Origin of the sequence: Pseudomonas sp. FP2335, from assembly GCF_030687535.1 — a bacterium.
Classification (GTDB): Bacteria; Pseudomonadota; Gammaproteobacteria; order Pseudomonadales; family Pseudomonadaceae; genus Aquipseudomonas.
Map to the genome: position 1 here is coordinate 597,603 of NZ_CP117437.1, position 22,627 is coordinate 620,229.

The 22,627-nt window shown below is 62.1% G+C and carries 21 protein-coding genes; 15 read left to right on the top strand and 6 right to left on the bottom strand.

Going from position 1 to position 22,627, the window contains the following annotated elements:
- Nucleotides 1–5 precede the first annotated feature (5 nt).
- Nucleotides 6–716 (top strand): membrane integrity-associated transporter subunit PqiC, encoded by a 711-nt coding sequence (locus PSH81_RS02525; RefSeq protein WP_305391953.1) that lies wholly within the window; start codon nt 6–8, stop codon nt 714–716.
- 207 nt (nt 717–923) lie between these two features.
- Here PSH81_RS02525 and PSH81_RS02530 read toward each other — a convergent pair whose 3' ends face one another.
- A complete protein-coding gene (locus PSH81_RS02530; RefSeq protein ID WP_192298258.1) occupies nt 924–2,429 on the bottom strand; it encodes an AhpA/YtjB family protein in 1,506 nt (501 codons plus the stop codon).
- Nucleotides 2,430–2,562: 133 nt separating this feature from the next.
- On the opposite strand from PSH81_RS02530, the gene serB reads away from it, so the two are divergent.
- Complete coding sequence (gene serB / locus PSH81_RS02535; RefSeq protein WP_038850738.1) at nt 2,563–3,777, top strand: phosphoserine phosphatase SerB; 1,215 nt, start codon at nt 2,563–2,565, stop codon at nt 3,775–3,777.
- Nucleotides 3,778–3,900: 123 nt separating this feature from the next.
- Here the strand turns inward: serB and asd are convergent, their stop codons facing one another.
- The 3 genes from asd to PSH81_RS02550 are packed head-to-tail and all read right to left on the bottom strand — an operon-like array spanning nt 3,901 to nt 7,186.
- A complete protein-coding gene (gene asd, locus PSH81_RS02540; RefSeq protein WP_226455596.1) occupies nt 3,901–4,761 on the bottom strand; it encodes an archaetidylserine decarboxylase in 861 nt (286 codons plus the stop codon).
- A gap of 16 nt (nt 4,762–4,777) precedes the next feature.
- Nucleotides 4,778–5,593, bottom strand: coding sequence for a rhodanese-like domain-containing protein (locus PSH81_RS02545; protein ID WP_305391954.1), 816 nt, complete (start codon nt 5,591–5,593; stop codon nt 4,778–4,780).
- Nucleotides 5,594–5,650: 57 nt separating this feature from the next.
- On the bottom strand, nt 5,651–7,186 hold the full coding sequence (locus PSH81_RS02550) for an HDOD domain-containing protein (protein WP_192298255.1): 1,536 nt from the start codon (nt 7,184–7,186) through the stop codon (nt 5,651–5,653).
- A 167-nt stretch (nt 7,187–7,353) separates the two neighbouring features.
- On the opposite strand from PSH81_RS02550, the gene motA reads away from it, so the two are divergent.
- Entirely contained in the window at nt 7,354–8,205 is an 852-nt protein-coding gene (gene motA / locus PSH81_RS02555) for a flagellar motor stator protein MotA (RefSeq protein WP_122308461.1), read from the top strand.
- 3 nt (nt 8,206–8,208) lie between these two features.
- Nucleotides 8,209–9,225 (top strand): flagellar motor protein MotB, encoded by a 1,017-nt coding sequence (gene motB, locus PSH81_RS02560; protein WP_305391955.1) that lies wholly within the window; start codon nt 8,209–8,211, stop codon nt 9,223–9,225.
- Nucleotides 9,226–9,350: 125 nt separating this feature from the next.
- Here the strand turns inward: motB and rsgA are convergent, their stop codons facing one another.
- Nucleotides 9,351–10,382 carry a small ribosomal subunit biogenesis GTPase RsgA gene (rsgA, locus tag PSH81_RS02565; RefSeq protein ID WP_192298253.1) on the bottom strand — a complete coding sequence of 344 codons (1,032 nt, stop codon included), beginning with the start codon at nt 10,380–10,382 and terminating at the stop codon, nt 9,351–9,353.
- Nucleotides 10,383–10,490: 108 nt separating this feature from the next.
- Here rsgA and orn point away from each other — a divergent pair, with 108 nt between their 5' ends.
- The gene (gene orn / locus PSH81_RS02570) at nt 10,491–11,033 is read left to right on the top strand and encodes an oligoribonuclease (protein WP_003171343.1); all 543 of its coding nucleotides are present in this window, start codon (nt 10,491–10,493) and stop codon (nt 11,031–11,033) included.
- Between the two features lie 182 nt (nt 11,034–11,215).
- A complete protein-coding gene (locus PSH81_RS02575; RefSeq protein WP_172681530.1) occupies nt 11,216–11,833 on the top strand; it encodes a trimeric intracellular cation channel family protein in 618 nt (205 codons plus the stop codon).
- Here PSH81_RS02575 and queG read toward each other — a convergent pair.
- Nucleotides 11,830–12,897: a tRNA epoxyqueuosine(34) reductase QueG gene (gene queG / locus PSH81_RS02580; RefSeq protein ID WP_305391956.1), complete on the bottom strand. Its 1,068-nt coding sequence runs from the start codon at nt 12,895–12,897 to the stop codon at nt 11,830–11,832. The two genes, PSH81_RS02575 and queG, sit on opposite strands and share 4 nt — an antisense overlap.
- Nucleotides 12,898–12,960: 63 nt before the next feature.
- Here queG and PSH81_RS02585 point away from each other — a divergent pair, with 63 nt between their 5' ends.
- From PSH81_RS02585 to hflC, 9 genes are all read left to right on the top strand, one after another.
- Nucleotides 12,961–13,821: an NAD(P)H-hydrate dehydratase gene (locus tag PSH81_RS02585; protein WP_226455600.1), complete on the top strand. Its 861-nt coding sequence runs from the start codon at nt 12,961–12,963 to the stop codon at nt 13,819–13,821.
- Nucleotides 13,809–14,279 carry a tRNA (adenosine(37)-N6)-threonylcarbamoyltransferase complex ATPase subunit type 1 TsaE gene (gene tsaE, locus PSH81_RS02590; protein WP_305391957.1) on the top strand — a complete coding sequence of 157 codons (471 nt, stop codon included), beginning with the start codon at nt 13,809–13,811 and terminating at the stop codon, nt 14,277–14,279. The genes PSH81_RS02585 and tsaE overlap by 13 nt, the downstream gene beginning before the upstream one ends.
- Before the next feature lie 15 nt (nt 14,280–14,294).
- Nucleotides 14,295–15,716, top strand: a complete 1,422-nt coding sequence (locus tag PSH81_RS02595) for an N-acetylmuramoyl-L-alanine amidase (RefSeq protein WP_192300278.1) — start codon at nt 14,295–14,297, stop codon at nt 15,714–15,716.
- Nucleotides 15,716–17,629, top strand: a complete 1,914-nt coding sequence (mutL, locus tag PSH81_RS02600) for a DNA mismatch repair endonuclease MutL (RefSeq protein ID WP_370694879.1) — start codon at nt 15,716–15,718, stop codon at nt 17,627–17,629. The genes PSH81_RS02595 and mutL overlap by 1 nt, the downstream gene beginning before the upstream one ends.
- Nucleotides 17,629–18,600 carry a tRNA (adenosine(37)-N6)-dimethylallyltransferase MiaA gene (miaA, locus tag PSH81_RS02605; protein WP_226455602.1) on the top strand — a complete coding sequence of 324 codons (972 nt, stop codon included), beginning with the start codon at nt 17,629–17,631 and terminating at the stop codon, nt 18,598–18,600. Before mutL ends, miaA begins: the two co-directional genes overlap by 1 nt.
- 95 nt (nt 18,601–18,695) lie before the next feature.
- On the top strand, nt 18,696–18,956 hold the full coding sequence (gene hfq / locus PSH81_RS02610; RefSeq protein WP_176997135.1) for an RNA chaperone Hfq: 261 nt from the start codon (nt 18,696–18,698) through the stop codon (nt 18,954–18,956).
- Between the two features lie 12 nt (nt 18,957–18,968).
- Nucleotides 18,969–20,270 carry a ribosome rescue GTPase HflX gene (hflX, locus tag PSH81_RS02615; protein WP_017734959.1) on the top strand — a complete coding sequence of 434 codons (1,302 nt, stop codon included), beginning with the start codon at nt 18,969–18,971 and terminating at the stop codon, nt 20,268–20,270.
- A gap of 96 nt (nt 20,271–20,366) precedes the next feature.
- Nucleotides 20,367–21,542, top strand: a complete 1,176-nt coding sequence (gene hflK, locus PSH81_RS02620) for an FtsH protease activity modulator HflK (RefSeq protein WP_192300276.1) — start codon at nt 20,367–20,369, stop codon at nt 21,540–21,542.
- Complete coding sequence (hflC, locus tag PSH81_RS02625) at nt 21,542–22,408, top strand: protease modulator HflC (RefSeq protein ID WP_192300275.1); 867 nt, start codon at nt 21,542–21,544, stop codon at nt 22,406–22,408. The genes hflK and hflC overlap by 1 nt, the downstream gene beginning before the upstream one ends.
- The last annotated feature ends 219 nt before the right edge of the window (nt 22,409–22,627 follow it).

The window sequence follows — 22,627 nt, forward strand, 5'->3', positions numbered from 1 at the left end:
GGATGATGACCGCTCCACGCGTGCCTTTATTTTTGATGCTCGCTGGCCTTTTGGGGCTGGCGGGTTGCAGCACACACCAGCCGGTGTCGCTGTACCAGCTGGACAGCGGAAGTCCGGCGCAGCCCGCCCAGGCTGCCGGTATGGCCGTTTTGCTCGGCCCTGTGGTCGTGGCTGACTACCTGCAACGCGAAACCCTGCTGCAACGTCAGAACGACGGCAGCCTGCAAGGTTCCATCGATGGTCGTTGGGCGGGCAGTTTGTCGTCCGACATCAACCAGCTGATGCTGCGCCAGGTGGCGGGTCACCTGGACAGCCAGCGCGTGGTGCTGTCGCCGGCACCGACGGGCTTCAGCCCGGATGTACAGGTGTTGTTGACCATCACGCGCCTTGACTCCGGCAAGTCGCAGCCAGCGATCCTCGATGCGCAGTGGCGCTTGATCGACCGTCGTGGCCAAGTGCGTGACAGCCGCATCGTGCACTTGCAGGAAGAACATGCCGGCACCACTGCGTCCCAGGTCCAGGCCCAGGGCGTGTTGTTGCAGCATTTGGCCGAGCAGTTGTCGGTGGCCCTCAAGCCATTGGCCAACCAACCGCCGATTGTCGAGGCGCCGCGCAAACAGGCGCCGGTGCAGGCGGCCAAGCCGGCAGAACCGCAGAAGCCAAAGATGCCGATGGCAACGCCGATCCGTACGGATATGGAAGTGTTCAGGTTCTGAGCTGAATCACCGACACAAAAAAAGGCCCGCTGATTCAGCGGGCCTTTTTGTTTGTGCGCGATGTGGGGAGCACTGAAGATCAATTGTGGGAGCGGGCTTGCTCGCGAATGCGGTGATTCAGTCATTGATGTATCGACTGACACTCCGCATTCGCGAGCAAGCCCGCTCCCACACAAGCCCACTCCACAGTGGATGTTGCAGTGTTGCCTAGGGCTTGCGGGTCTCGTGCATCCGGGCCAACTGGCGCTCCAGCATCGACGGATACGGCTCCATCAACCGCTCTACACAGCTCGCGCCTTCAGGGCTGGCAATCGGGCGGATACGTGCGCGCTGGCGGATCAGCGTGTCTTCGCTGATCTTGCGCTCCACCAGCAGCAGGTTGCGGCTGTGCTGCGACAAGGCCAGGGCGTCCTGGGCGATTTCGGTGAGCAGCAGGTCGATCTGGCTCATGCCGAACAGATCATCACCCACCGTCAGGCCCAGTTGCAGTTGCAAGGTGATGCCGCTGTCCGCCACTTCGATCTGCAAGGCATGGCCCAGGGCACGCAGCAACTCGCCGCAGCAGATGGCGTTGGTCAGGTAGTCTTCGCCGCTGTCTTCGCTATGGAACAGCATCAGCGTGCTGCCGTCGTTCAGGGTGTGCAGTTCGCTCTGGTACAGCGACGCGGCCTGGTCGAGGCAGTCGCGGTAGCGTTCCAGCAGTTCCGTCAGGCGGGTGCGGGGCAGGCGGCGCAGTTGATCCTGGGAGCCCAGTTGCACAGCCAGCACCGCACTGTGCTGGGGTTCGGCGTTTTTGACCGGGGCAGGCTTCGGCGCGATGGCCGGGCTGTCGGACGCCGTGTCGCGCAGGTCGGCGAACGGGTCTTCGTCGTCCAGTTCGTCTTCTTCGGCCCGGATCGCCTTGCGGGTGGCAGGCTTGAGGCCGGCGACCGGTGCGCTTTCGGCAAAGCCTGGCTCGCCCACGTCGAACTCGGGCTCGTCGTCGTATTCCGGCTCGGGCTCAGGTTCGCGTACGACCGGCTCCGGGGCGAAGCTGGCATGCAGTTGGCGGGCAAGGTCACCGATTTCATCCTGGCGGTCGGTGGCCGGGGTGTGTTCGTCGATGTCCCGCAGCCAGATGCGCAGTTGCATCAGAGGCGTGGAGATATGCCGACCCAGGCGCAGGCTCAGGGCCAACGCCAAGGCCAGCAGGATCGCGCTGAGGATGCCCATGCTTTGCAGGCTGATGGTCATTGGCTGCTGGAATTGCTGCATGTCCAGGCTGATGCGCAATTGGCCGGCCTTCACGTCCTGGAACGTGATGTTGCTCTGGTACAAGCCTTCGGCCTCACCCAGCAGGCCATTCTTCGGGCGCTGCCCGGCTTCGGCCATGATCCGGTTGTCCACGCTGTAGATGGCGGCGTGGGCCACCAGCGGGTTCTTGGTCAGGTTGTTGAGCAGCACGTTGAGGCTGAGGATGTCGTTGGACACCAAAAGCTCAGTCGCCGAGGTGGCGGTTTGCGTGGTCAGGCTCTCGCCCAGGGCGTCGGCTTGCTCGTGCATGGCCTGCTTGAACTGCAAACCCATCACGCAGGCGTAGATCACCAGGGCCAGGGCGACCAGGATCACGTTATGGCTGGCGATGCGTAATGCGATCGGTACACGGCGATGGCGCAGTGCCCGGAAGATCAGCAGGAAGAAGTTGTCGGTTTTTACTGGCGTGGGCCGGTTCACTTGCGCTCGGCTCTTGGTCCGTGAAGTTGACGCGCAGTATAGCGACAGGCCCCAGAGCGTCAAAGCGCTGGCTGTGCCCGATGGTCACTGAAAGTGGGTAGAATGCGGTTTTTTTCCAGCCTGGGGGTGCGCCTTGCGCGAAATTGTCCTGATTAACATCACTGGTGAAGATCGCCCGGGTCTCACCGCCGCCATTACCGGTGTTCTGGCCCAGGGTGGTGTGAACATTCTCGACATCGGCCAGGCGGTGATCCACGACACGTTGTCATTCGGCATCCTGGTTGAGATCCCGAGCACTGAACAGGCGTCTTCGGTACTCAAGGACATCCTGTTTACCGCGTACAAGCTCGATCAGCAGGTGCGTTTCACCCCGGTGTCGGAAGAGGACTACCAGCACTGGGTCGCCGGCCAGGGCAAGAAGCGCCATATCGTCACCCTGCTGACCCGCAAGGTCACGGCCGAGCAACTGCAGCGCGTCAGCTCGATCACGGCGCAGTATGGCTTGAATATCGACCATATCGACCGTCTGTCGGGGCGCATGCCATTGGACACCCCGGCCGACAAAGGCAAGGGCTGCATCGAATTCTCCGTGCGCGGTGAGCCGGCCGACCCGCAAGCCCTGCGCGCCGAGTTCCTCAGCGTGGCCCAGGAGCTGAATGTCGACATCGCCTTCCAGGAAGACTCGCTGTTCCGCCGTAACCGCCGCCTGGCGGTGTTCGACATGGACTCGACGCTGATCGAAGCCGAAGTCATCGACGAACTGGCCAAGGCGGCCGGCGTGGGTGAGCAGGTCTCCGAGATCACTGAGCGCGCCATGGCCGGTGAGCTGGACTTCCGCGCCAGCTTCAAGGAGCGCCTGGCGCTGCTCAAGGGCCTGGACGTGAGCGTGCTGGACTCCATCGGTGCCTCGCTGCGCCTGACGGAAGGTGCCGAAACCCTGTTCGCCGAACTCAAGCGCCTGGGCTACAAGACCGCTATCCTGTCCGGCGGCTTCACCTATTTCGCCAAGCAGTTGCAGGCCAAGTTGGGCATCGACTATGTATTCGCCAACGAGCTGGAAGTGGTGGATGGCAAGGTGACTGGCGTGGCGGTCGAGCCGATTGTCGACGCACAGCGCAAGGCGGATTTGCTGAAGGAATTGGCCCATAAGGAAGGTTTGCGTCTGGAGCAGACCATTGCGGTCGGCGACGGTGCAAATGACTTGCCGATGCTGGCGATTGCCGGGTTGGGTGTGGCGTTCCGGGCGAAGCCGTTGGTGAAACAGTCGGCGAAGCAGGCGATTTCGACGTTGGGGTTGGATGGGGTGTTGTATCTGCTGGGTTTCCGCGACCGCGACGGTCAGCTGTAGTCACTGAAGAAACACAGTAAAAAATGTGGGAGCTGGCTTGCCTGCGATAGCATCACCTCGGTATCACTGATGCACCGAGGTGCCTGCATCGCAGGCAAACCAGCTCCCACATTGGGTTCTGCGTTAGGCTTTCGGCAGTGCCATGCCCTGGCCCATCCGCACCGGGGTGCCGGCTGCCAGTTCTTCAGCCCACTTCACCTGATCCGGCCCGAACAGCACGATCGCCGTCGAACCCAGTTTGAAGCGGCCCAGCTCGGCACCTTTCTCCAGATGAATCGGCGCACGTGCGGCTTCGTCATAGCGGAAGGTTTTCAACTCGCGCTTGGGCGGTGTCACCAAGCCAGCCCACACGGTTTCAATCGACGCGACGATCATCGCGCCCACCAATACCACCGCCATCGGGCCGCGTTCGGTGTCGAAAATGCAGGCAACGCGTTCGTTACGGGCGAACAGCTCCGGTACGTTTTCGGCGGTGGTCTGGTTGACCGAGAAGATGCGCCCCGGGATGTAGATCATCTCGCGCAGGGTGCCGGCCAGCGGCATGTGCACGCGGTGGTAGTCCTTCGGCGACAGATAGACCGTCGCGAAGTCGCCGCCCATGAACGGTGCCGCCACGGCGGAATCACCCCCCAGCAACTCCAGCACGCTGAAGCTGTGGCCCTTGGCCTGGAACACACGACCATGCTCGATCGGGCCCAACTGGCTGACGGCGCCATCGGCCGGGCTGAGTACCGCGCCTGGGGTTTGATCCAGCGGGCGCGCGCCGTCTTTCAGGGCGCGGGTGAAGAAGGCGTTGAAGTGCTCATAGGCGGTCACGTCTTCTACCAGGGCCTGGGACATGTCCACTTGATAGCGCTTGGCGAACCAGCTGGTGAACGCGTTCTTGAACCAGCGCACGCGGCACTCGGCAATGCAGCCGGCCAAGCGCGAGAGCAAGTGGTGCGGCAGCAAGTACTGGCTGAGGATAAACAACTGCTTTTTCATTTACTGTCCTTAAACCTTAAATCTCAACGGGGGTGTCGGGGTGGTTGCCCCATTCGCCCCAGGAACCGGCATAACCTTTGACTCGCGGATAACCGAGCGCCTTGGCCACCAGATAGGTGAAGCTAGAGCGGTGGTGAGTCTGGCAGTGGGTGATGATTTCTTTGTCGCGGGTCAGCCCGAGGTTTTCGAGGATCTGCGGCATGTCGCGGCGGATGCGCAGGTTGCGCGCAGGGTCCATGCCGGCGGTCCATTCGAAGTTCACGGCGCCGGGGATGTGCCCACCTTTGGCGGCGAGGACTTTCTCGCCGGAATACTCCAGCGGGCCGCGTGCATCCCAGATGCCCAGGTCGGCAGCGCCGAGGCGGCTTTGCAGGTATTCGCGGGTGGCGGTGGGGCCGTCGTGCAGCGTCAGGCTGACCGGGCCGCCCACGGGTGCGGGCACCTCGGTGGAGACGGGGTGTTGGCCTTCCAGCCAGGCCAGCAGGCCGCCGTCGAGGTAGTGATACTTCTGGTGGCCGATCACGTCGAGCATCCAGATGAAGCGGCCGGCCCAGCCACCGCCTTCGTCGTCGTAGACCACGTAGGTCGCGTCCGGGGTGTGACCCAGTTCGCCGAAGAGTTTTTCCAGGTCTGCCTTGTTGGGCAGCAACCCCGGTGCAGGCGCCTGGCCCAGTTGGGTGCGCTTGGGGTCAACGAAATGCGCGCCGGGGATATGCCCCTGGGCGTAGCGGGCGGCACTGGTGAGGTCGACCAGTATCAGGTGTTCGGCATCGAGGCGACCTTGCAGGTCGCTGGATTCGATCACCAGCGGCAAGCCAGAGAAGTCAGGCATGTGAGGTCTCCTGGGCACAAATGTTGGCGATAAAGGACCGCGATTGTAGCGCAAGCATCAGGCGCTGCGGTTGGTAAAGCAGTGCAGGGCTTTCTCGATGCATTGGGCGGTTTTGCCGAAGGCTTGCACGGTGGTTTCCGAGAACGGCCCGCCGCCCTGGTCGGCCACCATCAGCATCACCACCTTGCCGTTGCAGCTCAGGGAGCGCAGCAGCAGGTGCTCGCCGTTGAACAGGCGACGCAGGATCGGCGGCAACAAGGCCGAGAACTGCGCGTGGTTGTCCGGGTTGAGGCGCACCTGGGCGGATTTTTCCAGCAGGCGCTGCAGTAACGTGCTGTTGGTTACATCAAGGCTCAGGTTGGCGGCGTCCTTTGGCAGGCCGTCGGCCTGGTGCACACGCAAGGTGCTTTGGGCACGGTCGGTCATCAGCAGCATGACCCGTTGCATGCCGCTGGCCACCAGTGCCTCTTTGGCGCAGGTGGTCAGGTGCATGGCGTTGGCGAAGCGGCTCGGTTCCACCAGCAACTCGGTGCAGCGGCTGCGCCACAGGGCCAGTGCTTCGGCGGTGGGCGGTGGGGCCGGCAGCAGGCCGCGATGGATTTTTTGCACATGCCACGGCCAGATCAGCGACAGCGCCGGGTGCCAGAGATCGGGCATCAAGGTGCTGCGGGCGCTGGTCACGGCTTGCTGGTGCACCTGTTGCTGCACATCGCCCAGCGGCTGTTGCAGGTACAGGGCGGTGAGGTATTGCCAGCGCTCGGTGTGCGGGCAAGTCCAGGATTCCTGGGCCGACATCGCCAGGCCATTGGCCAGCAGCACGGTATTGGCCGGCTGGTTCAGCCAGCGTCGCAGGTTGGGTTCGGCGTCGAGCAATTGCTGGTGGCGCAGCGCGTCGTCCTCGCGGGCGATGCGCAGGGCCTTGACCAGCAAGCGCTGCTCTTTGAGCAGCAGGTTGTAGCCCTGGGACACCCAGATCGGCAGGTGCCAGGTTTCGGTCAAGCCCAGGCACAGGTCGAGCAGGCGCACGCCGAACAGTTCCTGTTCGACCTGGCGCGCGGACTGGCCTTTGTGGATCACCCGCAGCTCCCATTCTTCAAGGAGCTTGGGGTAGGCGACGGCCATCGGCCACAGCGGCGACAGGAACAACAGGCTGCCCCAGTGGATGTCCTGCCACAACCGCGCCAGGCGGCTGGCGAACAAGCCGTTGGCCTGCTGCGAGGCGTGCTGGCTGACCAGCAACAGTTGGCGCAAGGCCACCGGGATTTCCTGGGCCGGCACCGACGGTAGGCGCGCCAGTAGCTCTTCAGCGCGCTTGAGGCCGAGGCGGTTGAGCGCCACTTCGAGGTTTTCCGCCGGTTCCGTGAAGCTGCCATGGGTATGGCTGTTGGCCTCGCGAATCACGCTGAGCACCAGCGCCGGGCTGTTTTGCATCAGCTCGGCAATATCGCGCAACGAACTGCGGTTATCGCGGATGGCTTTGCACACGCGCTCGTGACTGGCCTGGGGGACGGGCAGCAGCACATCGTCCAGGCGCTTGATCCAAGCGGCGAGAGAATTGGGTTTTGCAGTTGGGACTGTCGTTTCATTAGCCATGATTGGGGCGCGATCATCACTTGCGGTCAACACGCCCGGAGCGGGCCGAACTGGCTTTTCGCCTTAACGGGCTATAGTCTGGCGCAGTTTTGCCGATAAGTAGAACAAGAGTTTTTCAGTTCCACCAAATATGTCCATGAACCCGACGGCGCAAGTACTCATCCCCTATGGCTAAAATTATCGGCATCATCGTCGTCTTCGCAAGCGTGCTCGGTGGGTACGTCCTGTCCCACGGTAAAATTGCCGCGCTGATCCAACCCTTCGAGGTGATGATTATCGGTGGCGCCGCACTGGGCGCATTCCTGCAGGCGAACCCCGGCTACATGACCATGCACGTGGTCAAGAAATCCCTGGCGATGTTCGGTTCGCGCTTTACCCACACCTTCTATCTTGAAGTGCTGGGCCTGGTGTATGAGATCCTCAACAAGAGCCGCCGCGAAGGCATGATGGCCATCGAGGCCGACATCGAAGACGCTGCCGCCAGCCCGATTTTCGCCAAGTACCCGGCGGTGCTCAAAGACGAGCGCATGACCGCCTACATCTGCGATTACCTGCGCATCATGTCCTCCGGCAACATGGCCCCCCATGAGCTGGAAGGCTTGTTCGACATGGAGTTGTTCAGCCTCAAGGAAGAACTGGAGCATCCGTCCCACGCCGTGACCGGCATCGCCGACGGCATGCCCGGCTTCGGTATCGTTGCGGCGGTACTCGGTATCGTGGTGACCATGGCTTCCCTGGGCGAAGGCGACCAGGCAGCCATCGGCATGCACGTAGGTGCGGCGCTGGTGGGTACGTTCTTCGGTATCCTCGCGGCCTACGGCTTCTTCGGCCCGCTGGCCACGTCCCTGGCCCACGATGCCAAGGAAGAAATCAACCTGTACGAATCGATCAAGGCCAGCCTGGTAGCGTCCGCTTCCGGCATGCCGCCATCGCTGGCGGTGGAGTTCGGTCGTAAAGTGTTGTACCCGAAACATCGCCCAAGCTTCGCCGAGCTGGAACAAGCGGTTCGCGGTCGCTAAGCCATGGAAAACAACCAGCCGATAATCATCAAGCGCGTCAAGCGCTTCGCTGCGGGGCACCATGGCGGTGCCTGGAAAATCGCCTTCGCCGACTTTGCCACGGCGATGATGGCGTTCTTCCTGGTGCTGTGGCTGATGTCCACCGCCACGCCGGAACAGAAGATCGCCATCGCCGGTTACTTCAAGGACCCGATCGGCTTCTCGGAAAGCGGCACGCCTTTCGTGATCGACCTGGGCGGCTCGCCGCAGTTGGCGCCGGAGCGCACCATCAACCCGGAGGTCAAGACCGAAGCGCCGCAGGAACATATCCCGATCGAGCGCGACACCGTCGAAGCCATGGCCGAGCAGGTCGAGCAGGAACGCCTGGAACTGTTGCTGCAAGAGTTGCAGACCAAGGTCGAGGAGAACCCACAACTGCTGAAGTTCAAGGATCAGATCTCGTTTGAGATCACCCCGGACGGCCTGCGCATCCAGATCACCGACGCGGCCAACCGGCCGATGTTCGACTCCGGCAGCGCGCGCCTGAAGCCTTACTTCGAAGACATCCTGCTGGCCATGGCCGACACCATCAAGGCGGTGCCGAACAAGATCAGTATCAGCGGCCACACCGACGCCAAGCCGTACGCGGGCCAAGGCGACTTCGGCAACTGGGAACTCTCCGCCAACCGCGCCAACGCCGCCCGCCGCGCGCTGGTGGCCGGCAGCTACCCGGACCCGCAAGTGGCGCGCGTGGTGGGCTTTGCCTCCTCGCAGCTGTTTGATCCCAAAGACCCGTTCAACCCGATCAACCGGCGGATCGACATCGTCGTGCTGACCAAAAAGGCCCAGCGTGCGATTGAAGGTGATCAACCCAAACCGGCGCCGACCTCAGGTGCGGGTGCGCCCGGTGAAGTACCGGCCGACCCGAACGCCATCCCGCCAGGGCAGGAGCCGTTGCCGGCCCATGAGCTGCGGCAGAAGCTGAACCTGTTTGACGATGGTGGGGTGAAAGATCCTACGGTGCCTAAAGCTGGTTCTTAAGCTGCACACGCAAAAAGGCCGCGATGATCGCGGCCTTTTTGTTCCTGCCCTGTGGCGCAGCTTTCTGTGGTGCGCAGCAGTCACCGACTTTTTAGGGGTGCTGCGCACCCCAGCGCAAGCAAGGGTCAGTAACTGCTTTCAGGAAGACTCGCAATAATCGACCGATAGCTGTTCATCCGCTGCTGTTGCACGCGTCCATCTTCCAGCGCCTTGAGCAACGCACAGCCCGGCTCGCGGTCGTGTTTGCAATCGCGGAAGCGGCAAGTGCCGATGAGGTCGTTGAACTCGATGAAGCCCGCTTCCACATCGCTGCGGCTGACGTGGCCGAGGCCGAATTCGCGGATACCCGGGGAGTCGATCAGTTCGCCGCCGCCGGGGAAGTGGAACAACCGCGCGGTGGTGGTGGTGTGGGTGCCCTGCCCGGACAGTTCCGACAACGGGCCTACACGGGTTTCGACTTCCGGCAGCAGGCTGTTGACCAGCGAGGATTTACCCACGCCCGATTGGCCGACAAACACGCTGATGCGTCCATCCAACTGCTGTTGCAGTTGCTCCATGCCGTTGCCGTGGTGCGCCGACACTTCCAGCACCGGGTAACCCAGGGTGCGGTAGACCGCCAGCAGCGCATTGAGCGCCGGGGCGTTCTGCTCGTCGATCAGGTCGAATTTGTTCAGCAGCAGCAGCGGGCGGATGCCGGCGTGCTCGGCTGCCACCAGGTAGCGGTCGATCAGGTTGGCGTGGGGCTCGGGCAGCGGCGCAAACACGATCACGATCATGTCGACGTTGGCCGCCACCGGCTTGAGCTGGCCGCGACTGTCCGGGCGGCGCAGTTCAGTGGTGCGCGGCAACTGGGCGACGATCACGCCGATGCCCTGGTTGCCGGCACGCCATACCACCTTGTCGCCGGTGACCAGCGCAGGCAGGTTGGCGCGCAGGTGGCAACGGAACACCTGGCCTGTGAGTTCGCCTTCCAGCGCCTCGACTTCGACCTGCACACCAAAGTGCGCGATCACCAGGCCCGTTTGCTCGGGGCCCAGGTCGCCGCCCTCGAGCGCTTCCACGGCGGAGGATTCACGTTTGGCGGCGCGAGCAGCGCGTTCACCTTGAATCTTTTCGATGCGCCAGTTTTGGCGACGATTGAGCTGGCGTTTGGCCATTGGTGTTCCGTGTCGATAATGCAAAGGTTGGGTAAAACGGTCGCGAGTCTAGCACGGCCCCGCCTGCTAAACTGCGCAGCTACGCCAAGGTGCCAAGAGAATAGAGCCATGCAAAACCCACAGAACCTGATTTGGATCGATCTGGAAATGACCGGTCTGAACCCCGACACCGACGTCATCATCGAGATGGCCACCATTGTCACCGACAGCAACCTCAATACCCTGGCCGAAGGTCCGGTGATCGCTATCCATCACAGCGACGCCGTGCTGGCCACCATGGACGAATGGAACACCCGCACCCACGGCAACTCCGGCCTGACCCAGCGCGTGCGCGACAGCCGCATCAGCATGGCCGAAGCCGAAGCCGAGACCATCGCGTTCCTGGAAAAGTGGGTGCCCAAGGGCAAGTCGCCGATCTGCGGCAATAGCATCTGCCAGGACCGCCGCTTCCTCTATACCCACATGAAGGGGCTGGAGAGCTACTTCCACTACCGCAACCTGGATGTGTCCACCTTGAAAGAGCTGGCCGCGCGTTGGGCGCCGGAAGTCAAAGACAGCTTCCATAAAGGCAGCACCCATCTGGCGCTGGATGATATTCGCGAGTCGATCGCCGAGTTGCAGCATTACCGCAAGCATTTCATCAAGGCTTGAGCCAACCCCTGCGATGAGCGCCTATCTCTTTCTGTCGTGAGCGGGCTTGCCCCGCGCTGGGGCACGAAGCGCCCCCAATGCAGCCAACATACTCGTCCAAGCAGGTATCATTGCCTGCTTTGGGGCCGCTGCGCGCCCCAGCGCGGGGCAAGCCCGCTCACTACAACACCGCAAGGATCGCCATCATGTTGTTGATGCTCTACCTCATCGCCATCACCGCCGAAGCCATGACTGGCGCCCTGTCCGCCGGGCGGCGCGGTATGGACTGGTTTGGTGTGGTGTTGATCGCCTGCGTGACGGCGCTGGGCGGCGGTTCGGTACGTGACGTGCTGCTGGGGCATTACCCGCTGACCTGGGTCAAACACCCGGAATACCTGGTGCTGACCTCGGTGGCGGCGCTGGTGACGATCTTTATCGCGCCGTTGATGCGCCATCTGCGCTCGCTGTTCCTGGCGCTGGATGCCGTGGGGCTGGTGGCGTTCACCTTGATCGGTTGCATGACCGCCCTGGAAATGGGGCATGGCATGCTGGTGGCGTCGGTCAGTGGCGTGATCACCGGCGTGTTCGGCGGCATCCTGCGGGACATTTTCTGCAACGACATCCCGCTGATCTTTCGGCGTGAGCTGTACGCCAGCGTGTCGTTCCTCGCCGCCTGGTTCTACCTGCTGTGTCTGTATCTGGAGCTGCCCAGCGAACAGGCGATTCTGCTGACTTTGTTCAGCGGTTTTCTCTTACGCCTGCTGGCGATCCGTTTTCACTGGGAAATGCCCAAGTTCGTCTATAACGACGACGTCCACTAGCCGCGCGTGGCGTGCTGCTTCAGCGCCCATTCCACATGCTCGCGCACCAGCTCTGAGGGGTCGTCCCGCCGTGCCTTCAAGGCTTCCAGCACGGGGATGCTCGATGGCGCATTGCCCAGGCCCACCGCCAGGTTGCGCAACCAGCGCTCGTACCCGGCGCGGCGCAGGGGCGAACCTTCGGTGCTGCTGAGGAATTTGTCCTCGTCCCACATAAACAGTTCGGCCAACTCGGCATTGTCCAGGTTGTGGCGAGGCTTGAAATCGCTTTCGCCGGTGGCGCGGGCGAAACGATTCCACGGGCACACGATCTGACAGTCATCGCAGCCAAATACCCGGTTGCCGATCAACGGTCGCAAGTCTTCCGGGATTGCGTTCTTCAGTTCGATGGTCAGGTAGGAAATGCAGCGCCGGGCATCCAGCACATAGGGGCCGACGAAGGCATTGGTGGGGCAGATGTCCAGGCACGCCGTGCAACGCCCGCAGTGTTCGGTGCCATGGGGCTCGTCCACCGGCAGCGGCAGGTCGACAAACAGCTCGCTGAGGAAGAAGTAACTGCCGGCCTTGCGATTGAGCACCAGGGTGTTCTTGCCGATCCAGCCCAGGCCGGCCTGTTCGGCGATGGCTTTTTCCAGCACCGGCGCGCTGTCGACGAAGGCGCGGAAGCCGAACGGCCCGATCTGCGCCTGGATGCGGTCGGCCAGTTGTTGCACGCGCTTGCGGATCAGCTTGTGGTAGTCGCGGCCGAGGGCGTAGCGCGAGATGTAGGCTTTTTCCGGCTTGGCCAGTAGTTGCGCCATTTGGGTGTCGCCAGGCAGGTAGTCCATGCGCAGCGAGACCACGCGCAGCGTGCCGGGCACCAGTTCATCGGGATGGGAGCGTTTGCTGCCGTGGGCGCCCATGTAGTCCATCTCGCCGTGGTAGCCGGCGTCGAGCCAGCGTTGCAGGTGCTGTTCATGCTCGGCGAGGTCCAGGCCGCTGATGCCGACTTGTTGAAAGCCCAGTTCGCGACCCCAGTCTTTGATCGATTGGGCGAGGGCGGGCAGATCGGAGGTAATCGCGGGCATGAGACAGGGGAAACCACAGGTTAGATGCGTATAATTCTGCCAGACATCGGAGCCCGAAGACGCATGCCGCAGACAAAACACTCAATTAACGACGTTCAGCCCCTGTTGCCTGGCGATTTACCGCAACTGGCTGCGCGTTCCCCGGACTCCCACAAAGGCCGGTTCGGCCACCTGCTGGTGATTGGCGGTGACCGTGGCTTGGGCGGTGCTGCGCTGCTCAGCGCGGAAAGTGCCTTGCGCAGTGGCGCGGGCCTGGTCTCCCTGGCGACGCGCCCGGAGCACGTGCCTGCCGCCTTGGCCCGTTTGCCGGAAGTAATGACGGTCGGCGTGAGCTCGGCCAACCAGTTGATGGGCTTGCTGGAGAAAGTTTCGGTCATCGTGGTTGGTCCAGGCCTTGGCGATGCCGCCTGGGGCAAAAGCCTGTTGTCCGTCGCCGCCAATGCGCAACAGCCACAGGTCTGGGACGCCGACGCCTTGAACCAACTGGCCACGGGCAGCGTCAACTTGCCGGCCAACAGTGTCATCACCCCGCATCCGGGTGAGGCTGCGCGGTTGTTGGGCCTGTCGACAGCCGAGGTTCAGGCTGATCGTCTTAAGGTGGCGCGCGCGTTGAGCCGGAAATTCAATGCAGTGGCTATTCTCAAGGGGGCTGGCAGTTTGATTGCCAGCCCGGATGGACGTGTTTCGCGTTGTGACCAAGGCCATCCGGCAATGGCCACGGCAGGCTTGGGTGATGTATTGGCCGGCCTCGTCGGAGCATTGCTGGCCCAGGGCATGCCAGCCTATGACGCCAGCTGCCTGGCTGTGTGGTTGCACGCCACGGCGGGGGATCGCCAAGGCAGCTTTGGTCGCGGCCTGGCGGCCAGTGACCTGATACCTGCCATTCGTCAATTGCTGGAGGAACAGTCACCGTGTCTGAAGTAATCCTATTCCTGGCCGATGAAGACGCCATGGTCGCGTTCGGTCAGCGCATCGCGCAGGTCACGGCCGGTGCGGGGCTGATCTTTCTCGAGGGCGACCTGGGGGCGGGCAAGACCACGTTGTCCCGGGGAATCATTCGCGGCTTGGGGCATGCGGGCGCGGTAAAAAGCCCGACGTTCACCCTGGTAGAGCCTTACGAGATTGGCACCGTGCGCGCCTTTCACTTCGACCTCTACCGTTTGGTCGACCCCGAGGAGCTGGAGTACATGGGTATCCGGGATTACTTCGATGAGGATGCGTTGTGCCTGATCGAGTGGCCAGATAAAGGAACAGGCTTTTTGCCAAAGCCGGACCTGACCATTACCATTACGCCGCATGAAACAGGACGTCAGTTGAAGTTGTTGCCCCAGAGCGCGCGCGGCCAGTCGTGGTGCGCCGCTTTGGCATTGGAATTCAAATAATTGGTGGGGTTAGGTATGCGCTTTCGCGCGTTGGTTGCTGTCGTAGGGGTGTTGCTTGCGGCAATGACTGTCAATGTTCTGGCTGCTTCACAGGTGAAAAGTGTGCGCCTGTGGCGAGCGCCGGATAACACGCGACTGGTGTTCGACCTGTCTGGCCCGGTCCAGCACAGCGTCTTTACCTTGTCGGCGCCGGATCGCCTGGTGATCGACATCAACGGTGCGACCCTGGCTGCGCCGCTGAAAGTCTCCACCGCCAACACCCCGATTACGTCCATGCGTTCGGCCCAGCGCACGCCGACCGATCTGCGTGTGGTCATCGACCTGAAAAAGGCCGTGACCCCGAAGAGCTTTGTGCTGGCGCCCAACGCCCAGTACGGCAACCGGCTGGTGGTCGACCTGTTCGACAACGCCGCCGACGCCAACCCGCCACCGGCACCTACCCCGAGCGTGGCGACCGTGCCCGCCGTACCGGTCAGCCCGGCGCAACCGCAGGTCAAGTTGCCACCGTTGCCACCGGCCCCGGCGGGCAAGCGCGACATTATCGTGGTGATCGACGCCGGTCACGGTGGCGAAGATCCGGGTGCCTCGGGTTCCCGTGGGCAACATGAAAAAGACGTGGTACTGGCCATTGCCCGCGAACTGCAGCGTCAGGTCAATGCCATGAAAGGCTACCGCGCCGAGCTGACGCGTACTGGCGACTACTTTATCCCGTTGCGCGGGCGTACCGAGATCGCGCGCAAGAAAGGCGCCGACCTGTTCGTCTCGATCCACGCCGACGCCGCGCCGTCCACTGCCGCATTCGGTGCTTCGGTGTTTGCCTTGTCGGATCGCGGCGCCACGTCCGAGACCGCCCGTTGGCTGGCCGACAGCGAAAACCGTTCCGACTTGATCGGTGGGGCCGGCAACGTGTCCCTCGATGACAAGGACAAAATGCTCGCTGGCGTGTTGCTCGACCTGTCGATGACCGCCTCGCTCACCTCCAGCCTGAACGTCGGCCAGAAAGTCCTGAGCAATATCGGCCGGGTCACGTCGCTGCACAAACAACGCGTGGAGCAGGCCGGGTTCATGGTGCTGAAGTCGCCGGACATCCCGTCGATCCTGGTGGAAACCGGGTTTATCTCCAACGCCAACGAAGCCTCGAAGCTGGCCAGCGCCAGTCACCAGCAGGCCTTGGCGCGTTCGATCAGTGCCGGTATTCGTCAGTTTTTCCAGCAGAATCCTCCGCCGGGCACCTATATCGCCTGGCTGCGCGACTCCGGCAAAATCGCCCAGGGCCCGCGTGACCATCGCGTGCAACCGGGCGACACCCTGGCCATGCTGGCCGTGCGTTTCCAGGTCTCGGCCGCGACGTTGCGCAGCGCCAATAGCCTGAAGACCGATGAATTGAAAGTCGGCCAGGTGTTGACCATCCCTGGCACCGAATTGGCGGCACAGTAATGAGTGAATCAGCGTTGAACAATGGCTCGCGTATCGAGCTGCTCAGCCCGCGCCTGGCCAACCAGATTGCCGCCGGTGAGGTGGTTGAGCGCCCGGCATCGGTGATCAAGGAGCTGCTGGAAAACAGCATCGACTCCGGCGCCAAGCGCATCGACGTGGACGTGGAGCAGGGCGGCGTCAAACTGTTGCGGGTGCGGGATGACGGCAGCGGCATCTCCTCCGATGACCTGCCGCTGGCCCTGGCCCGTCACGCCACCAGCAAGATCCGCGACCTGGAAGACCTTGAGCGGGTGATGAGCCTGGGCTTCCGGGGTGAGGCGCTGGCGTCCATCAGCTCCGTGGCGCGCCTGACCCTGACCTCGCGCACCCGCGCCGCCGAACAGGCCTGGCAAGTGGAAACCGAAGGTCGCGACATGGCGCCCCGGGTCCAGCCGGCGGCGCACCCGGTGGGCACTTCGGTGGAAGTGCGCGACCTGTTCTTCAATACCCCGGCGCGGCGCAAATTCCTCAAGGCCGAGAAAACCGAATTCGATCACCTGCAAGAAGTCATCAAGCGCCTGGCCCTGGCGCGGTTCGACGTGGCGTTTCACCTGCGCCACAACGGCAAGACCATCCTCAGCCTGCACGAGGCCCATGACGAGGCAGCGCGTGCGCGCCGTGTCTCGGCGATCTGTGGTGCGGGCTTTTTGGAGCAGGCGCTGCCGATTGAAATCGAACGCAACGGTTTGCGCCTGTGGGGCTGGGTCGGTTTGCCGACCTTTTCCCGCAGCCAGGCGGACTTGCAGTACTTCTTTGTGAACGGTCGCGCCGTGCGCGACAAACTGGTGGCCCACGCGGTGCGCCAGGCCTACCGCGATGTGCTGTTCAACGGGCGGCATCCGACGTTTGTGCTGTTTTTTGAGGTCGACCCGTCGGTGGTGGATGTCAACGTGCACCCGACCAAGCACGAAGTACGTTTCCGTGATGGGCGCATGGTGCACGACTTCCTTTATGGCACTTTGCACCGCACCTTGGGCGATGTACGTCCGGATGATCAGCTGTCCGCGCCGATCGTGACCGCGGTGGTACGCCCGAGCGGTCCGCAGGCCGGTGAGTTCGGGCCCCAGGGCGAAATGAGCCTGGCGGGCAACCTGCTGCAATCGACGCCGCCACAGCCGTCCTTTGCTGCCCCGGGTTCCGGCGCAGGTGCCGGGTATCAGTATCAATACACTCCGCGTCCGCAATCGGCAGTGCCGGTAGCCGAAGCGCAGGCGGCGTATCGCGAGTTTTTCGCGCCGCTGCCGGGCGCCGAGCCCGGTGCCGTGGCTCTGCCGGAAGGTGGCGGTGATATTCCGCCGTTGGGTTACGCGTTGGCGCAACTCAAGGGCATCTATATCCTCGCGGAAAACGCCCACGGCCTGGTGCTGGTGGACATGCACGCCGCCCACGAGCGGATCATGTACGAGCGCCTCAAGATCGCCATGGCCAGCGAGGGTCTCAGCGGCCAGCCGCTGCTGGTGCCGGAATCCCTGGCGGTCAGCCAGCGCGAAGCCGACTGTGCCGAAGAGCATGCCGGGGTGTTCCAGAAGCTCGGCTTTGAGTTGCAGCGCCTGGGCCCGGAAACCCTGGCCATCCGCCAGATTCCCGCGCTGCTCAAGCAGGCCGAAGCCAACCGCCTGGTCGCCGACGTGCTTGCCGACCTGATGGAATACGGCACCAGCGACCGCGTCCAGGCGCATATCAACGAACTGCTCGGCACCATGGCCTGCCACGGTGCGATCCGCGCCAACCGCCGCCTGGCGCTGCCGGAAATGAACGGCCTGCTGCGTGACATGGAAAACACCGAGCGCAGCGGGCAGTGCAACCATGGCCGACCGACCTGGACCCAGATGGGCCTGGACGATCTGGACAAACTGTTCTTGCGCGGTCGCTGATGAGTGCCCTGCCCCCCGCGATCTTCCTGATGGGCCCCACGGCTGCCGGCAAGACTGACCTGGCCATCGAGCTGACCAAGGTGCTGCCGTGCGAGCTGATCAGCGTCGACTCTGCCCTGGTTTACCGGGACATGGACATCGGCACGGCTAAACCTTCCAAAGAGCTGCTGGCGCAGTATCCGCACAAGCTGATCGACATCATTGACCCGTCCGAGAGCTATTCGGCGGCGAATTTCCGTACCGATGCCCTGGCCGCCATGGCCGAGATCACCGCGCGCGGCAATATTCCGCTGCTGGTCGGGGGCACGATGCTCTACTACAAGGCTTTGCAGGAAGGCCTGGCGCAGATGCCACCGGCCGATCCCCAGGTGCGCGCCGAGCTGGAAGAAGAGGCTGCACGCCTTGGGTGGCAAGCCTTGCACGACCAGTTGGCGGCTGTGGACCCGGTGTCCGCCGCGCGTATTCACCCCAATGATCCCCAACGGCTCAGTCGCGCCCTGGAAGTCTGGCGTGTCAGCGGCCAGACCATGACCTGGCATCGGCAGCGACAATCTGCGCAAAGTGCTGATGCAGGCGCATCTGGACAGTCACAATTGCCCTATACTGTGGCGAATCTGGCCATCGCTCCGGCAAATCGCCAGGTGCTGCATGAACGAATTGCACAAAGATTCACAATTATGTTGGAACAGGGGTTTATAGACGAGGTCGTAGCACTGCGTTCCAGAGGTGACCTGCATCCAGGGTTGCCTTCGATACGTGCTGTAGGCTACCGCCAAGTCTGGGATCATCTGGATGGCAAGCTGACGTCAGCCGAAATGCAGGAGCGCGGCATCATCGCCACGCGCCAATTGGCGAAACGCCAGTTCACCTGGTTGCGCAGCTGGAGCGATTTGCACTGGCTGGACAGCCTGGACAGCGACAATCTGTCACGCGCCTTGAAATACTTGGGAACGGTCTCCATATTGAGCTGAGTCCTTGCAATTGCCGTCTATCCTTGGGGGTGTGACGGCCATGAGTTATCTATTTTCCGATTTTTTTATTATTGATCCTTAAAGGAGTGCGGCACATGTCAAAAGGGCATTCGCTACAAGACCCTTACTTGAATACTTTACGTAAAGAGAAAGTGGGGGTTTCCATCTACCTGGTGAACGGTATCAAGCTGCAAGGCACTATCGAATCGTTCGACCAGTTCGTCATCCTGCTGAAAAACACCGTCAGCCAGATGGTTTACAAGCACGCTATCTCTACAGTGGTTCCAGTTCGTCCAATCCGTCTGCCTAGCGCAACCGGTGATGACGCAGCTGACGCTGAGCCAGGTAACGCCTGATAGGAGTCTCCTTTGTTCTTTGAGCGCCACGGTGGTGGTGAGCGGGTAATCCTCGTTCACTTGGATGGACAGGACCCTGAGGCGCGCGAAGATCCGCAGGAGTTTCAGGAGTTGGCAAATTCGGCCGGCGCCGAGACCGTTGCGTTTTTTAACGTGCCGCGTCATCGGCCAACCGCCAAATTCCTGATTGGCAGCGGCAAGGTCGAGGAACTGCGCGACCTGGTCCACGCCGAAGAAGCCGATCTGGTGATCTTCAATCACGTCCTCACGCCCAGTCAGGAACGCAACCTCGAACGTGTCTTCGAGTGTCGCGTGATCGACCGCACCGGCCTGATTCTCGATATTTTCGCCCAACGCGCCCGTACCCATGAAGGCAAGCTCCAGGTTGAACTGGCCCAGCTTGACCACATGAGCACGCGCCTGGTTCGCGGCTGGACTCACCTTGAACGTCAGGGTGGCGGTATCGGCATGCGTGGCCCGGGGGAAACCCAACTGGAAACCGACCGGCGTCTGCTGCGGGTGCGCCTGCGCCAGATCAAGGGCCGGCTGGAAAAAGTGCGCAGCCAGCGCGAGCAATCGCGCCGTGGGCGTTCGCGTGCGGACATACCTACCGTGTCCCTGGTGGGCTACACAAACGCCGGCAAGTCCACGCTGTTCAACAACGTGACCAAATCCGACGTGTACGCGGCCGACCAACTGTTCGCCACTCTCGACCCGACCTTGCGCCGTCTGGATCTCGACGACCTGGGGCCGATTGTCCTGGCGGACACCGTGGGCTTCATTCGTCACTTGCCCCACAAGCTGGTCGAGGCATTTCGGTCTACGCTCGAAGAGTCGAGCAATTCCGATTTGCTGTTGCACGTGATCGATGCGGCCGAACCGGATCGCATGTTGCAGATCGAGCAGGTGATGCTGGTATTGGGCGAGATTGGCGCCCAGGACTTGCCGATCCTCGAGGTCTATAACAAACTCGATTTGCTTGAAGGCGTTGAGCCACAGATCCAGCGCGATGAGAACGGCAAGCCCCAGCGGGTATGGCTGTCGGCGCGCGACGGCAGTGGCCTGGAGCTGCTTGAACAAGCCATTGCCGAATTGCTCGGCAGCGATTTGTTCGTCGGCACCTTGCGCTTGCCCCAGCGTTTTGCTCGACTGCGTGCACAGTTTTTCGAGTTGGGCGCAGTACAGAAAGAAGAATACGACGAAGAAGGTGTCAGCTTGCTGGCTGTTCGATTGCCGCGCACGGAGCTTAATCGGCTGGTCAGTCGTGAAGGCGTAGTACCGACAGAGTTCATCGAACAACACACTTTGCAATAAAAGCCTCCGAAAGCGGTTGTGCCGCAGTAGCAGGCATTCTGTAGCATTGGTCGGCGCGCCGTGGGTGCGCCTTTGCTTTATCAGATGGAGAGCGCTATGGCTTGGAATGAGCCGGGTGGCAACTCGAATAATCAGGATCCTTGGGGTGGTAAACGCCGCAATAATGGCGACCGCAAGGGGCCACCAGATCTCGACGAGGCCTTCCGAAAGCTGCAGGAAAGCCTGAATGGGTTGTTCGGTGGTGGAAAAAAACGTGGTGGTGACGACAGTGGTCGCACAAGCAAGGGCGGCGGCTACGGCCTGCTGGGCCTGGGCCTTGTCGTGCTGGCGGCCGTCTGGCTGTACAGCGCTGTCTACGTCGTGGACGAGCAGGAGCAGGCCGTGGTGCTGCGCTTCGGCAAGTACTACGAGACTGTCGGCCCGGGCCTGAACATCTACTTCCCGCCGATCGACAAGAAGTACATGGAAAACGTCACGCGTGAGCGTGCCTACACCAAGCAGGGCCAGATGCTGACCGAAGACGAGAACATCGTCGAAGTGCCGCTGACCGTGCAGTACAAGATCAGCAACCTGCAGGACTTCGTGCTGAACGTCGACCAGCCGGAAATCAGCCTGCAACACGCGACCGAAAGTGCCCTGCGCCACGTGGTGGGTTCCACCGCCATGGACCAGGTACTGACTGAAGGCCGTGAACTGATGGCCAGCGAGATCAAGGAGCGCCTGCAGCGGTTCCTCGATACCTATCGCACCGGTATCACCGTGACCCAGGTGAACGTACAGAGCGCAGCCGCACCGCGTGAAGTTCAGGAAGCCTTCGATGACGTGATCCGCGCCCGTGAAGACGAGCAGCGTTCGCGCAACCAGGCTGAAACCTATGCCAACGGCGTCGTGCCGGAAGCCCGTGGTCAGGCCCAGCGTATCCTTGAGGATGCCAACGGTTACCGTGACGAAGTGGTCTCCCGCGCCAAGGGTGAGGCGGATCGCTTTACCAAGCTGGTCGCCGAGTACCGCAAGGCGCCGGAAGTCACCCGCGAGCGTCTGTACCTGGACACCATGCAGGAAGTCTTCAGCAACACCAGCAAGGTTCTCGTGACCGGCAACAAAGGTGGGCAGAACAACCTGCTGTACCTGCCGCTGGACAAGATGATCGAAGGTGGTCGTAGCAGCACCAGCGCACCGGCCACAGGTTCGACAGCCGCTGCCAATGAAGCGAGCGCCCGTGCGGCCGCTGACTTGCTGCAACAGCAAACACGTAGCAGGGAGAGTCGTTGATGAGCAATAAATCGCTGACCGCCCTGATTGTGGGCGTCGTCGTGGTCATCGCGGCCTGGAACTGCTTCTACATCGTGTCTCAGACCGAGCGCGCGGTGATGCTGCAATTCGGTCGCGTGGTCCAGGCGGATGTCCAGCCAGGCCTGCATGTGAAAGTCCCCTTCGTCAACCAGGTGCGCAAGTTCGATGCTCGCCTGATGACCCTGGATGCACCGACGCAGCGCTTCCTGACCCTGGAAAAGAAAGCCGTGATGGTTGACGCCTACGCCAAGTGGCGCGTCAAGGATGCCGAGCGTTTCTACACGGCAACCTCTGGTATCAAGCAACTCGCCGACGATCGTTTGTCGCGTCGTCTTGAGTCGGGCCTGCGTGACCAGTTCGGTAAACGCACCCTGCACGAGGTGGTGTCCGGTGAACGTGACGCGCTGATGGCTGACATCACGCGTTCGTTGAACGCGATGGCGGAAAAAGAGCTGGGCATTGAAGTGGTTGATGTCCGGGTCAAGGCCATTGACCTGCCGAAGGAAGTGAACCGCAGCGTGTTCGAGCGTATGAGCACCGAGCGTGAGCGTGAGGCTCGTGAGCACCGCGCCAAGGGTAACGAGTTGGCTGAAGGTATCCGTGCGGATGCCGACCGTCAGCGCCGTGTACTGCTGGCAGAAGCCTATCGCGAGTCCGAAGTGGCCCGTGGTGATGGTGATGCTCAAGCCGCAGCGATCTACGCCAAGGCCTACGGCCAGGACCAGGAGTTCTACGCGTTCTACCGTAGCCTGCGCGCCTACCGTGAAAGCTTCGCGAACAAAACCGACGTCATGGTGCTGGACCCAAGTAGCGATTTCTTCCGCTACCTGGAAAAAGCCAAGTAATCAGCTCGTCACTGTGTAGGACGCACTCCGTCGGGCGGCTAAAACGCCTGGCGGGGTGATCCTTTCAGAAAACGGGTGTATGATGCGGCAGCCGGGAAATTCCCGGCTTTTTTGCGTCTGCATGTTTGATTCGGCAGGCGTGACAGGTTTTTCGAGGAAAGTGCCCGACGAGGCCGATTGCAGGCCATTCGTCACGTCGCTCTTGCGCGTGGTTTATGC

Excerpts from the sequence above, each read along its gene's own strand:
- hflK (WP_192300276.1), top strand. The coding sequence starts at position 20,367 with ATGGCTTGGAATGAGCCGGGTGGCAACTCGAATAATCAGGATCCTTGG.
- orn (WP_003171343.1), top strand. The coding sequence starts at position 10,491 with ATGCAAAACCCACAGAACCTGATTTGGATCGATCTGGAAATGACCGGT.
- hflC (WP_192300275.1), top strand. The coding sequence starts at position 21,542 with ATGAGCAATAAATCGCTGACCGCCCTGATTGTGGGCGTCGTCGTGGTC.
- PSH81_RS02585 (WP_226455600.1), top strand. The coding sequence starts at position 12,961 with ATGCCGCAGACAAAACACTCAATTAACGACGTTCAGCCCCTGTTGCCT.
- PSH81_RS02550 (WP_192298255.1), bottom strand. The coding sequence starts at position 7,186 with ATGGCTAATGAAACGACAGTCCCAACTGCAAAACCCAATTCTCTCGCC.
- rsgA (WP_192298253.1), bottom strand. The coding sequence starts at position 10,382 with ATGGCCAAACGCCAGCTCAATCGTCGCCAAAACTGGCGCATCGAAAAG.
- PSH81_RS02545 (WP_305391954.1), bottom strand. The coding sequence starts at position 5,593 with ATGCCTGACTTCTCTGGCTTGCCGCTGGTGATCGAATCCAGCGACCTG.
- queG (WP_305391956.1), bottom strand. The coding sequence starts at position 12,897 with ATGCCCGCGATTACCTCCGATCTGCCCGCCCTCGCCCAATCGATCAAA.
- motA (WP_122308461.1), top strand. The coding sequence starts at position 7,354 with ATGGCTAAAATTATCGGCATCATCGTCGTCTTCGCAAGCGTGCTCGGT.
- mutL (WP_370694879.1), top strand. The coding sequence starts at position 15,716 with ATGAGTGAATCAGCGTTGAACAATGGCTCGCGTATCGAGCTGCTCAGC.
- motB (WP_305391955.1), top strand. The coding sequence starts at position 8,209 with ATGGAAAACAACCAGCCGATAATCATCAAGCGCGTCAAGCGCTTCGCT.
- PSH81_RS02595 (WP_192300278.1), top strand. The coding sequence starts at position 14,295 with ATGCGCTTTCGCGCGTTGGTTGCTGTCGTAGGGGTGTTGCTTGCGGCA.
- hfq (WP_176997135.1), top strand. The coding sequence starts at position 18,696 with ATGTCAAAAGGGCATTCGCTACAAGACCCTTACTTGAATACTTTACGT.
- asd (WP_226455596.1), bottom strand. The coding sequence starts at position 4,761 with ATGAAAAAGCAGTTGTTTATCCTCAGCCAGTACTTGCTGCCGCACCAC.
- miaA (WP_226455602.1), top strand. The coding sequence starts at position 17,629 with ATGAGTGCCCTGCCCCCCGCGATCTTCCTGATGGGCCCCACGGCTGCC.
- PSH81_RS02525 (WP_305391953.1), top strand. The coding sequence starts at position 6 with ATGACCGCTCCACGCGTGCCTTTATTTTTGATGCTCGCTGGCCTTTTG.